The organism is Yersinia vastinensis, from assembly GCF_044905075.1.
GTDB lineage: Bacteria > Pseudomonadota > Gammaproteobacteria > Enterobacterales > Enterobacteriaceae > Yersinia > Yersinia vastinensis.
This window is the reverse complement of the sequence record NZ_CP173260.1, coordinates 1,475,013-1,486,556: the sequence shown is the minus strand read 5'-3', so window position 1 is coordinate 1,486,556 and position 11,544 is coordinate 1,475,013. Positions and strand designations below refer to the sequence as shown.

The following is an 11,544-nucleotide window of genomic DNA, read 5'->3' as shown; positions in this document are numbered from 1 at the left end:
TTGGTTGCGGGAGGTGTTGGCATGAAATTCGATTATCAAGACAGCGGCGCGGTGGCCAGCATCACGATCACCAGCACGATATTTGAATTCCGTAAACATAACCGTGTGGTTGATAAGGTGTTGCTTCTGGTAGATGTTAGCCCACACCGAACCGGATCATTCTTCATGAAAACCGTGCTTTCCGGTCGCTCTGCGGCGGTGCTCAGGGCTTATAAACTTGTGGCTCGGGGGGTGTCGCGATGAAGAAATCACTTGAGCTAATTGGTGGCAAAGATAAGGGGGTTGTCGCACCCGTTCCCGCTAATAGCAAGGCTATCGGCCAATCTGGTCAGCAAAGCATATTACCACTGGCGTACATCATCAGATTAGCGTGGGGTAACCCCGGCGATATCACAGGCGCTGTATGGGCGGCTGGTTACCGTAAGCCAGAGAAATCAGCCGAGGAAGCCGCTCTACTGACTTTGGATCTGATTACGAATGATTATTACGGAAATGATATCCCTTTCGAGTATTGGCCCACAACTTATGACCACGTGCTATCTGGCGAACTGAACCTGATTGTTTTCGAGGCTGTATATCTAGATAACTCGAACTCCGTCAGTGTTGCAAGGGCGATTATCGACGCCGGATACAGCAAGGTGGGTACCAATGGGTAAACAGGCTGATATCAACGACACCCAAGTACGGGCCACGGTTCGGATAGATGATGGTCGCGACTGGACGAAATGGCTTAACTGGAAAATGCGTGAAAAGTACCGCATGCGGAATGGGATAAATGAAGCACCACCAGCCAGACCGAAGGTAGCACCAGTGACAATAACGCCGATTAAACAGCCCCGGAAACGGGGTTATAAGGTGGTTCAGAAAGCGATAGGGGCGGTGTGATGAATAAACAAGACCATATAAAAATGCTTCAGTTTGAGATTGAGTTGTTGGAAAAACAGACAGCATCAAGCAATCCATGCGCCGCGCTACACGCTGAGTTTGTTCTCTCTAGCTACCGAGTTGCCCTATCTGCGCTAATGGCTGAACCGGTTTATTGGGAGATTGCCGGAATCCTATTTTCAACGCGAGAGGATGCACTTAAGCCCGGTTTTCGAGGAACCCCAGAGCCGCTATACGAAGAGCTAATTGTGGAGGCGAAACAGTGAAATTCAAATGTACAGGCAAGTGGAACGGTGAACCATTCGAGCGCGTTACCGAAGCAGAAGACGAGGCCGATTGCTACGGGCATTGGCACTGGTGGGCCTCGATGGGTGAAGCCACTATTACTGATTTTGTCATGGAGGTATGCGCAGATGAGCAACCGTCAGCAGTTTGAAAAACGTTGTCACTACGTAGGCGGCTTTGATTTAACTCGCCATGGCAACGGCTACGCTAGCTACAGAACGGATTTAGGCTGGACATGGTGGCAAGCGGCAATCAAAACACCGGTAATGCTCCCCCCCAATGATTGATATCACTGGTCTGGAGGGTGAAGACCTAAACTCCGCGAACCATTTCAACGCTGCCATTGCTATGTGCTCTATAGCGATCCGGAAGGCGGGTTACTCAAGCGAGTGTTCACCAATGTTTTACCCTACAGATAAGCAAGGCGGCTAATTATGATCACATGTGAATTATTGACAATTGAACGGGTAGAAAAGGCTGTAGGGTATGACCGCACAACCATCTACCTGCGCATCAAAGAAGGGACATTCCCAAAACCAGTTAAAGACGGGCGCAACTCTCGTTGGCCGTCAACGGTGATTCAGGAATGGATTGATAACCTTATTGTGGAGAATCAGAAGCAAACAGGCCAGTAACCCACTGGCCCCACTCTTCCATTAACTGCCGTCTCTCTGGCATGTACTCGGCGTGATTGTATGCGGCTGACACACGGTTTTTTTCAACGTGTGCTAGCTGCCGCTCGATAACCTCATGCCGATATCCCATTTCATGCAATCTGGTTGAAGCTGTAGCGCGGAAATCGTGAGTTGTTATCACCGTACGAGCATATCCCAACTGCACGATAGCCCTATTTAAAGTGGATGCTCCCATGTAAGTGTTGTTTAGTCTGGTATTGGGGAATAACCAACGCCTATTGCCCGTAATTTTCTTCAATTCATTTAGTAGAGATATTGCTGGGGCCGACAATGGTACTCTATGCATTCGCCCCATTTTCATTAATTCTGGGGGGATAACCCACTCCGCATTATCTAAATCAATATGTGACCATTCAGCCGAACGTAATTCAGCTTGTCTAACAAATACTAGCGGCAAGATTCTTAGCGCTATAATAGTTGCTTGGTTACCGGTGGAGCTGTCAAGACGCAAATAATAATCACGCAACTCATCACCAGTGAGCGGTCTGGAATGTTCGGTTTTAGGAACTATAATAGCCCCCCTTAATGCCGCAGCCGGATCGGAGTCTGCGCGTAATGTCGCTACGCCATAGCAAAAAACAGCAGAGCACCACTGCCGTACTTTAACCGCTACGGATTTAGCGCCCCGACTCTCAAGGTCTCTAATTATTTTTAATATATGAGAGGCGTTAATTTCACGCATAGGCATAGCGCCAATGGCGGGGAAAATATCGTTATACATAAAACCAGTGATCTGATTTTTTGAATTTTTGGCCCAATGCTCCCCTTTTTTATCCAGCCATTCTTTTGCCACTATTTCGAATGTATTGGCGTTCTCAGCTTTTGCGATATCCCGCTCAACTGCTTTGGCTTCCTTGGGAGCAATGCCGTTTTTTACCTGCTCCCTAGCCCACTCACGCACTCGACGAGCTTCGGCCAACGATACGGCAGGGTAACTCCCGATAGTGTAGCGTCCGTCCTTTGTAGGAGTGATCCAGTAGCGATAACGCCATGTCTTTACACCTGAGGGGCGCACATCCAAGTACAGGCCGTTACCATCCTGCAATTGATAGGCTTTTTCTTGAGGTTTAGCGTTGCGTGCTTTGGTATCAGTTAACTTCATAGGGCCACCGGATAACCGTTTATTTGTCCGGTAGCTTGTCCGGTTTGTTATTCGCTGTCAATCAATGTCGTTAGATGCCAATAAACACAAAGCCCCGCAAATGCGAGGCCTTGAGGTATTTATTCGATGTTAACGGATTCTATTAAACATCAAAGTTTATTCCGCAGCGAAATGGTTATCCAGCAAAGCCTGACAAGAAGGCGGCAATGGTGGTGGTAAGGTTTTACCCGGTTTGGCGCTTGGTTGATGTGGCTGGAACCAGCTTTCTAACTCGGCACCACAACCATCACCCGGCGGTGGCGTATCTTGATCCAGACATTCAAGGCTATCTGCTGGGCAGCGTAAGCGCACATGCATATGAGCGCGGTGACCAAACCATGGACGCACTTTATGCAGCCAGTTACGATCCGCGCCAGCATCCAGACAAAGCTGTTTTTTAATTGCCGGATTGACGAAAATACGCGTGACTTCATTATCTTTGGCGGCCAGTTTAATCAGGCTTTCAACTTGTGGTTGCCACAATGCAGGAACGACTCGTTTACCATCGGCTGCAACCAAATCAATGGGTTGTGGTTTCAATAGCTGCTTCTGGCTCCAGCGCTGTTGTGGCAGTTGCAACCAAATATCCACATCTAGCCCCGATTGATGGCTGGCATGCCCACTACTAAAACGCCCACCAGCAGGCATCGCCATATCGCCAATCAGGACAGTTCCGAGCTGGTTTTGTTGGGCTTTATCACCCAGACGATGAATAAAATTCAGTAAATCGGGGTGGCCAAAATAGCGGCGCTGATCCGGACGCATCACCTGATAATCAGCTGACTCAAGCGGCAAAGGCATGGCACCAATAACACAGCCATTGGCAAAACCACCAATTGACTGCGGTTGTCCGGCCACCGGATGTGTAATCTGTTGCCACGGCGTCGCTGCCATTACCGGGCTTATGGTCGCGAGCGCCGCTAAACCGGCTAATGCCACGACACCCGTTATCCATTTTTTCATTGTGTTTACCAACGCGGGACGTCTGAAACTACATCACCACACTGAGCGCGCTGGCGCAGCAGGTGATCCATTAACACAATCGCCATCATCGCTTCAGCGATCGGAACAGCACGGATGCCGACACAAGGATCATGACGACCACGGGTAATCATCTCAACCGCATCACCCTGCCGATTAATCGTGTGCCCCGGTACCGTAATACTGGAGGTCGGTTTCAGTGCGATATGCGCCACAATCGGCTGCCCACTGCTAATCCCACCGAGAATGCCGCCCGCATGGTTACTCTGGAAACCCTGTGGCGTAATTTCATCGCGATTTTCGCTACCGCGTTTGGTTATCACCGCAAAGCCATCACCGATTTCTACCCCTTTCACAGCATTGATGCTCATCAATGCATGGGCCAAATCGGCATCTAGACGGTCAAATACCGGCTCACCTAGCCCCACGGGCACATGCTCAGCCACGACAGTGATTTTGGCACCAATCGAGTCACCGGCCTTTTTCAGCTCGCGCATTAAGGCATCCAGTGGTTCCAGTTTGCTGGCATCCGGGCAGAAGAATGGATTTTGCTCGACCAAATCCCAATCAATTAAATCACAACTGATATCACCCATTTGTGCCAGATAGCCACGCACCTGTACGCCAAATTTCTGCGCAAGATATTTTTTAGCAATAGCGCCGGCGGCGACACGCATCGCCGTTTCACGGGCAGATGAGCGACCTCCCCCCCGATAATCGCGCACACCGTATTTCTGTTCGTAAGTGTAATCAGCATGCCCGGGACGAAATACATCTTTAATAGCACTGTAATCTTGTGAACGCTGGTCGGTATTTTCAATCATCAACCCGATGCTCGTACCGGTAGTCACGCCCTCAAACACGCCTGACAAAATGCGCACCTGATCTGGCTCACGGCGTTGTGTGGTATACCGTGAAGTCCCAGGGCGGCGTCTATCAAGATCCAATTGAATGTCAGCTTCAGTGATGGGAATTCCTGGTGGGACGCCATCGATAATACATCCCAAGGCAATGCCGTGAGATTCACCAAAAGTGGTGACGCGGAAAAACTGCCCAATACTGTTCCCAGCCATCACGGTTCCTCTAAGTCATTAAGTTCACTGCCAGCATAGTATTAACCGGCTGGCAGTTTTAAAAGTGATGATTAATCACGATACATGCTGAAATGTGATGAGCAGTCAATAAGTTGCTGTTTAGTCAGCATAAAGACGCCATCACCACCGTTGTCAAACTCGAGCCAAGTGAACGGCACATCAGGATATTCATCCATCAAATGCACCATGCTGTTGCCCACTTCACAAATCAGCACGCCGTCATCTTGTAAGAAATCAGGCGCACAAGCCAGAATTCGGCGCGCCAGCTTCAGGCCATCACTGCCCGCAGCTAGCCCCAGTTCTGGCTCAAAGCGGAACTCTTGCGGTAAATCGGCCATGTCTTCAGCATCGACATAAGGCGGGTTAGTGACAATCAGGTCATATTTGATTGGAGGTAAATCGCGGAACAGGTCAGAACGAATTGGCGTAACTTGATGCTCCATGCCGTGCTGCTGGATATTATGTTCAGTGACGGCCAATACGTCGTTGGAGATATCGACGGCATCCACTTCCGCTTCAGGGAAGGCATAGGCGCAAGCAATCGCAATACAACCACTACCGGTACACATATCCAGAATATGCTTAGGTTGATGACGAATCAGCCCATCAAAGCGGTTATTGATCAACTCACCAATTGGCGAGCGTGGCACCAGCACACGTTCATCGACATAATATTCCATGCCACAGAACCAAGCTTTGTTAGTCAAATAAGCGACCGGAATACGCTCGTTAACCCGACGAATAACGCGCTCAACAATACGGTGACGCTCACTGGAAGTCAGACGCGCATTGCGCATATCCTCTGGAATATCAATCGGCAAGAATAGGCTTGGGAAAACCAACTGCACCGCTTCGTCCCACGGATTATCAGTACCGTGACCATAAAAAATATTGGCCGCATTAAAACGACTGACAGCCCAGCGCAGCATATCCTGAATGGTGTGCAGCTCATTGACTGCTTCATCGACGAAAATTTTGTCCAAAATATTCTCCAGCGGGTACGTAAAATCATTATCTATTTGCCTAGTTTGCCATGAAGCCCGCCACAAATCAGCAGCAATACATCAGTTGCATGATAACCAAATAATGAAAGACAGATTAAAGTGGTTAATCTCCGCGGGACATTAGGTAAACTGAGGAAAATGAATAAGCACGATGAATAGACAATGAAAAATAAATATCACCTGACAACGGATGAACTACAGCTATTTAAAGAGTCGATTGCCGGAGCGAAAAAGCTGAAACAAGACACTATTGTTCACCGTGTGCCACCTAAACTCGGCAAAAAAATTGCACCTGAACGATTGCTGCAAGAGCAGGTCGATGCTAGCTATTATTTTTCTGATGAATTCCAGCCGCAATTGGATACCGAAGGCCCGACACGGTACGTGCGGCCCGGTGTTGACCACTTCGAAGTTAAGAAGCTACGCCGCGGCGACTATTCGCCCGATATGTTTTTGGATTTACACGGATTAACTCAGAAACAAGCCAAGCAAGAATTGGGGGCATTGATCGCGGCCTGTAAACGCGAGCACGTGCATTGCGCCTGTGTGATGCATGGTCATGGCAAACATGTTTTAAAACAGCAAACACCACTGTGGTTGGCGCAGCATCCTGACGTACTAGCTTTCCATCAGGCCCCTAAAGAGTGGGGTGGAACGGCTGCATTGCTGGTGTTAATTGAGTTAGAGCAGTAGCAAGACAATGCTAGAGGGATTTGTGCACTATTGCCAATAGGGTATTCATTGTGCGGATGACAAAATAACATAGGCGCAGCAGTTATGCCGCGCCCATTGACAGTGAATGAGATTATTCTATCTAGCCGTGGCAAGCTTTCGCTAAAAGTTGTGTTGGGCTAACCTGCCAATCGAAAGTTCCTTTGCCTGTCTCGCCATTCAAATCAACACAAGCAATGGCCGATGTCGCAAACATCGGTGGGCATTGCCCAGGGCAAAGTTCAGCGACCAGATACCCCACCAAGGGTAAGTGCGAAATAATCAACACCGCGGCACAATCTTCTTTTGCCAGCGCTTGCAAGTAACAGCAGACAAAGGCCGCGTCCCCACCGGGCGTTAATTCTGGCATCACTTCTTGTGATGGCGGAAGCGCCATCACTTCACGAACCACTTCCAATGTTTGCCCTGCACGTAGATAAGGGCTGACCAAAACCTGATCAACATCGACTGACTGGTCGTTGAGCCAGCTTGCTATCTGACGTGATTCATCCTGACCACACAGAGTTAGAGGCCGTTGTGCATCACTTGCTGCATCAAGGGCCGCGTCACCGTGACGCATAATGAAAACTTGCATATTGCACCGTTTTTGTTAACAAAATAACGCTATACAGAAACGCTTCGCGTGCTGTACCGCCGAAACCTTTGCTGGAAAGCAAAGAAACTTCATAACGATAACGCGCCGTCTCTCTATGGCGGCCGGGCATTTTGCCTGAAACTTAAGGTAAAGAAAATGGCTGTTTTTTACCTCAGGAACATCAACAGCCAACCTTGATTGGTTACAGAGTAACCATATCAATAGCTTAATCCAAACTCTATTACCTGCACAATAAGTGGCTATTAATTCATTTTGGCACGAATAGTCACTTCACGTGATTCTGGTTGTAAGGTAGCGCGGGTTGACCCCTGTGTACAGCCACCTTATCTCTTAGAATTGCAGGTGGTGATCCTGCTCACACTGTTAATTATAGAGTATTGACCCACAGTGAATAGGTGAAAAAACATCCTAAAATGTTCTGGTCACGCTAGCCAATAACACTCTCTTTCGCCTGCTCGTCATTCACTTGGCTCTGCAGCGGGTAAAACCTCTGCTGTTGTTCAGCCATCGTGACCAACAATTGGCAAGGCTCAAAACGCTCACCATATTGCTGCGCGAGCAATTTAAGCGTCTTCACCATTTTGTCAGCCCCAAGGCTATCCATGTAGCGGAAAGGCCCCCCCAAAAATGGTGGGAAGCCAATGCCAAACACCGCACCAATATCACCATCGCGCGGTTGACGAATAATAGATTCTTCAAGGCAGCGCACAGCTTCATTCAACATCATCATGGTGCAACGCTGCGCTATCACAGCAGACCCAATATGTGCTTTGGCCGTGACACCCAGCAGCGTATACACGCTGGTATCCACTTCCTTACCCGGATTTTTTTTCCACTTAAAACCCGAACTTTTAGCCGGATAGAGATAGAAGCCCCGGCCATTTTTACGCCCTTTGCGCCCATCCTTCAAAATGACATCAAATGAAGGGGGAGCCGCGAAACGTGGCCCTAATTGCTCGACTAAAATTGGCATGATCTTGGTGCCGACATCAATGCCCACTTCATCCAGTAAAGTAATCGGCCCTACAGGGAAGCCAAAATCCACCAGTGCTTTATCAATTGAGTCGACAGGTTCGCCATCCAGCAAACAGCGAGCAGCCTCATTAATATAAGGTGCAAGAATGCGGTTTACATAGAACCCAGCACAATCAGCAACCACGATTGCCGTTTTCCCTTGTTTTCGCGCAAGAGCAACAGTCGTGGCGATAGTTTCCTCACTGGTTTTGCTATGAGGAATCACTTCAACTAGCGGCATTTTATCCACCGGACTGAAATAATGTAGTCCGATAACATTCTCTGGCCGTCGTGCTTGTGCTGCAATCTGGCTTATGGGTAATGAGGAGGTATTAGAGGCAAAAATAGTTTGCGCGTTACCAACGCTCTCGATATCCGCAACCATTTGTTGTTTCAGTGATAAATCTTCAAACACAGCTTCAACAACAATATCAATGTTGGCAAAACCACGATAATCCGTACTACCTGAAATCAGCATCATCTGCTGTTGCCGTTCAGCTGGACGCATACGTTTATTGCGCACCCGTTGACTTAACGTATCCCAAGTATATTTCAGCGCCAGATTAATCCCCTGTGGATTGATATCCTTGATACGAACGGGCAACCTCGCTCGGGTCGCTGTCACATTGGCAATGCCGCCGCCCATGAGACCGCCGCCCAGCACGCCTACACGGTGAATAGTACGTGGTCGAGCTTCACCGCCAGTCTCTTTTTTCAACGACGTAGTGGCAAAAAACAAGCTGCGCAGAGCGGCTGATTGAGGAGTCATCGCCAGTTCGCCGAAAGCTCTGGCTTCGGCTTCATAACCGGCAGGACCGCCCTGATCCAGCCCTTTACGCACGACATCAATAATACGTTCAGCCGCAGGATAATGGCCTTTGGTTTTCGCTAAGGTTTTTTTGCGCACAAGACTAAACAACAGCGCTTTGCCTAATGGGCCACTGAGCAAGCGCTCTTGCCATGGCAGTGCTGGCCTATCAAGCCAACCGGCTTTTGCTCGCTTGATAGCCACATCCAGCAAAATATCCTGCGGTACAACATCGTCCACCAACCCCATTTTCAGCGCCTGACGTGCCCGCACTTGCCGGCCTGTCAATATCATATCCAGCGCCTTACTAACCCCCACCAAGCGTGGTAAGCGCTGTGTGCCGCCGGACCCTGGCAACAAGCCCAATTGCACCTCGGGTAAACCCAGCACTGTCTTATCATCTTGCGAACAAATACGTGCATGACATGCCAGCGCCAATTCCAGTCCTCCGCCCAGACAAGCACCGTGAATTGCGGCGACTACCGGTACTGGGAATGCGGCGATTTGCGCCAAAATGGATTGTCCTTTTTGTGCCAGAACACGTGCATCTTGTGCGGTTCGGCATGCGGCAATCATGGTGATATCAGCTCCGGCAATAAATGAATCCGGTTTACCGGAAATCATCACCAGCCCCTGCAATTGGGTCAAAGCCTGTGCTTGTTGCAGTATTTCAGTAATTTGTTCTGCAAATTCAGCCTTTAAGGTATTCACTTTATCGTCTACAACATTGATGGTGATAACACCAATATTGTCGGGGCGCACATGGAGGGTAAATGCTGAATGAACTGAAGCCGCATTATCCACCAGCGCGATTTCATCACCGCTATTAATGACTGGTTCCTGATTCATCATTCCACCTCCAAAATCATCGCGGCACCTAAACCTCCCGCAGCACATGCGGTGGTTAACCCTAATCCACCGCCACGGCGACGCAGCTCATTAAGTGTTTGGGTTATCATACGCGCGCCCGTGGCGGCAAAGGGGTGTCCATAAGCAATAGAGCCACCTAATACGTTGAATTTACTCATGTCGACTTCACCGATAGCCTGGCTACGCCCCAGTTTCTCTCGGGCAAAGCTGTCACTGGCAAACATTTTCAAATTAGCCAGTGTCTGTGCTGCAAAAGCCTCATGCATGTCGATGAGAGTCAAATCAGCCAATGTGATACCGGCGCGATCCAGCGCCAATGGCGTTGCGTAAGATGGGCCTAGCAACATGTCTTGCCATACATCAATAGCGGAAAATGCAAAGCTGCGCAGATAACCTAAAGGCTGTAGACCCAACGCTTTGGCTTTTGACTCACTCATCATCATCACGGCTGCCGCGCCATCCGTGAGTGGTGTGCTGTTCGCCGCCGTCACACTGCCATGTTTGCGATCAAACGCCGGACGCAATTTGGCATATTGCGCCATCGTGGAATCTTTACGGATATTATTATCTTCAGCGATAGCATCACGATAAGGCGGAATATAAGCCGTCATGACCTCATCTTGCAGCAGCCCCTGCTGCCAAGCTTGTGCCGCCATTTGGTGAGATCGTAATGCTAAAGCATCCTGATCTTCGCGGCTGATACCATAGGTTTTTGCCATTTGCTCCGCAGTATCGCCCATGCGCAAGCCGGTTGAGTATTCAGCCACCGCTGGGGCGACAGGCAGTAAATCGCGAAATTTTAATCGGCTGAATAATTTCAGCCGCTGAGATAACGTTCGTGCTTTATTCACATCAACCAAGGTTCGCGCCAGTGCTTTACTGACACCAATAGGTAAAACGGAAGAGGAATCCGCGCCACCGGCAATAGCCACAGTCACCGAACCGGCAATAATACTTTCAGCCACATTAGCTACGGCTTGAAAACTGGTCGCACATGCACGTGAGACACTGTAAGCATCGGTATGCACACTCATGCCCGTCCCCAGTACGATTTCACGGGCGATATTGGGCGCTTCCGGCATTTGTACGACCTGACCAAACACCAGTTGATCAATTAATTCAGGAGCTACACCACTTCTGGCTAATAATTCGCTGACCACAATTTTGCCCAAATCTACGGCTGGTACGCCATGATAAGCAGTGGCTTGCTTGGCGAAAGGGGTTCGCAGACCGCTGACAATGGCGATGCGGTCGCCCTGACGCGTCACTAGCGGTAATGGCTTACTCATAAACGCTCCTGATAAAAAAGTGGCTTTAATTAAAGCATAACAAATTAACAGGTCAGACCTGATCTAATTATTGTTAACCAAATATTTACATTTGGTAAACCTATAGAGCAGGAAAGTGAGAGCAGGAGCAACTTTTAGGAATAAAAATAAG

At 49.1% G+C, this 11,544-nt stretch carries 15 protein-coding genes; 8 read left to right on the top strand and 7 right to left on the bottom strand.

From position 1 onward, the window contains the following. Positions 1 to 21: 21 nt before the first annotated feature. The 7 genes from ACIOG0_RS06975 to ACIOG0_RS06945 all read left to right on the top strand — a co-directional run bounded on the left by ACIOG0_RS06975 (position 22) and on the right by ACIOG0_RS06945 (position 1,805). Positions 22 to 243 carry a hypothetical protein gene (locus ACIOG0_RS06975; protein ID WP_019210763.1) on the top strand — a complete coding sequence of 74 codons (222 nt, stop codon included), beginning with the start codon at positions 22 to 24 and terminating at the stop codon, positions 241 to 243. Next, positions 240 to 656, top strand: a complete 417-nt coding sequence (locus ACIOG0_RS06970) for a hypothetical protein (protein WP_019210764.1) — start codon at positions 240 to 242, stop codon at positions 654 to 656. The genes ACIOG0_RS06975 and ACIOG0_RS06970 overlap by 4 nt, the downstream gene beginning before the upstream one ends. Beyond that, on the top strand, positions 649 to 885 hold the full coding sequence (locus tag ACIOG0_RS06965) for a hypothetical protein (protein WP_019210765.1): 237 nt from the start codon (positions 649 to 651) through the stop codon (positions 883 to 885). Before ACIOG0_RS06970 ends, ACIOG0_RS06965 begins: the two co-directional genes overlap by 8 nt. Then, the gene (locus ACIOG0_RS06960) at positions 885 to 1,151 is read left to right on the top strand and encodes a hypothetical protein (RefSeq protein WP_019210766.1); all 267 of its coding nucleotides are present in this window, start codon (positions 885 to 887) and stop codon (positions 1,149 to 1,151) included. The genes ACIOG0_RS06965 and ACIOG0_RS06960 overlap by 1 nt, the downstream gene beginning before the upstream one ends. Further along, entirely contained in the window at positions 1,148 to 1,321 is a 174-nt protein-coding gene (locus tag ACIOG0_RS06955) for a hypothetical protein (RefSeq protein ID WP_019210767.1), read from the top strand. Before ACIOG0_RS06960 ends, ACIOG0_RS06955 begins: the two co-directional genes overlap by 4 nt. Next, on the top strand, positions 1,299 to 1,457 hold the full coding sequence (locus ACIOG0_RS06950) for a hypothetical protein (RefSeq protein WP_155408998.1): 159 nt from the start codon (positions 1,299 to 1,301) through the stop codon (positions 1,455 to 1,457). The genes ACIOG0_RS06955 and ACIOG0_RS06950 overlap by 23 nt, the downstream gene beginning before the upstream one ends. Before the next feature lie 147 nt (positions 1,458 to 1,604). Next, positions 1,605 to 1,805 (top strand): AlpA family transcriptional regulator, encoded by a 201-nt coding sequence (locus tag ACIOG0_RS06945; protein WP_050151973.1) that lies wholly within the window; start codon positions 1,605 to 1,607, stop codon positions 1,803 to 1,805. Here the strand turns inward: ACIOG0_RS06945 and ACIOG0_RS06940 are convergent. The 4 genes from ACIOG0_RS06940 to prmB all read right to left on the bottom strand — a co-directional run bounded on the left by ACIOG0_RS06940 (position 1,771) and on the right by prmB (position 6,064). After that, complete coding sequence (locus ACIOG0_RS06940) at positions 1,771 to 2,967, bottom strand: phage integrase central domain-containing protein (RefSeq protein ID WP_050151972.1); 1,197 nt, start codon at positions 2,965 to 2,967, stop codon at positions 1,771 to 1,773. The genes ACIOG0_RS06945 and ACIOG0_RS06940 overlap by 35 nt on opposite strands. Before the next feature lie 156 nt (positions 2,968 to 3,123). Continuing rightward, on the bottom strand, positions 3,124 to 3,969 hold the full coding sequence (gene mepA / locus ACIOG0_RS06935; RefSeq protein ID WP_050101555.1) for a penicillin-insensitive murein endopeptidase: 846 nt from the start codon (positions 3,967 to 3,969) through the stop codon (positions 3,124 to 3,126). A gap of 5 nt (positions 3,970 to 3,974) precedes the next feature. Then, positions 3,975 to 5,060 (bottom strand): chorismate synthase, encoded by a 1,086-nt coding sequence (gene aroC, locus ACIOG0_RS06930; protein ID WP_050101553.1) that lies wholly within the window; start codon positions 5,058 to 5,060, stop codon positions 3,975 to 3,977. Between the two features lie 71 nt (positions 5,061 to 5,131). Further along, positions 5,132 to 6,064 (bottom strand): 50S ribosomal protein L3 N(5)-glutamine methyltransferase, encoded by a 933-nt coding sequence (gene prmB / locus ACIOG0_RS06925; RefSeq protein WP_050101552.1) that lies wholly within the window; start codon positions 6,062 to 6,064, stop codon positions 5,132 to 5,134. Between the two features lie 183 nt (positions 6,065 to 6,247). Between prmB and smrB the strand changes: the two genes are divergently transcribed. Next, the gene (gene smrB, locus ACIOG0_RS06920) at positions 6,248 to 6,778 is read left to right on the top strand and encodes an endonuclease SmrB (protein ID WP_050101550.1); all 531 of its coding nucleotides are present in this window, start codon (positions 6,248 to 6,250) and stop codon (positions 6,776 to 6,778) included. 121 nt (positions 6,779 to 6,899) lie between these two features. On the opposite strand, the gene sixA is transcribed toward smrB, so the two are convergent. The 3 genes from sixA to fadI form a co-directional block, all read right to left on the bottom strand. Continuing rightward, positions 6,900 to 7,391 carry a phosphohistidine phosphatase SixA gene (sixA, locus tag ACIOG0_RS06915; RefSeq protein ID WP_050101548.1) on the bottom strand — a complete coding sequence of 164 codons (492 nt, stop codon included), beginning with the start codon at positions 7,389 to 7,391 and terminating at the stop codon, positions 6,900 to 6,902. 448 nt (positions 7,392 to 7,839) lie between these two features. Next, entirely contained in the window at positions 7,840 to 10,083 is a 2,244-nt protein-coding gene (gene fadJ / locus ACIOG0_RS06910) for a fatty acid oxidation complex subunit alpha FadJ (protein ID WP_050295388.1), read from the bottom strand. Then, positions 10,083 to 11,393 carry an acetyl-CoA C-acyltransferase FadI gene (gene fadI, locus ACIOG0_RS06905; RefSeq protein WP_050101546.1) on the bottom strand — a complete coding sequence of 437 codons (1,311 nt, stop codon included), beginning with the start codon at positions 11,391 to 11,393 and terminating at the stop codon, positions 10,083 to 10,085. The genes fadJ and fadI overlap by 1 nt, the downstream gene beginning before the upstream one ends. Positions 11,394 to 11,544 lie beyond the last annotated feature (151 nt).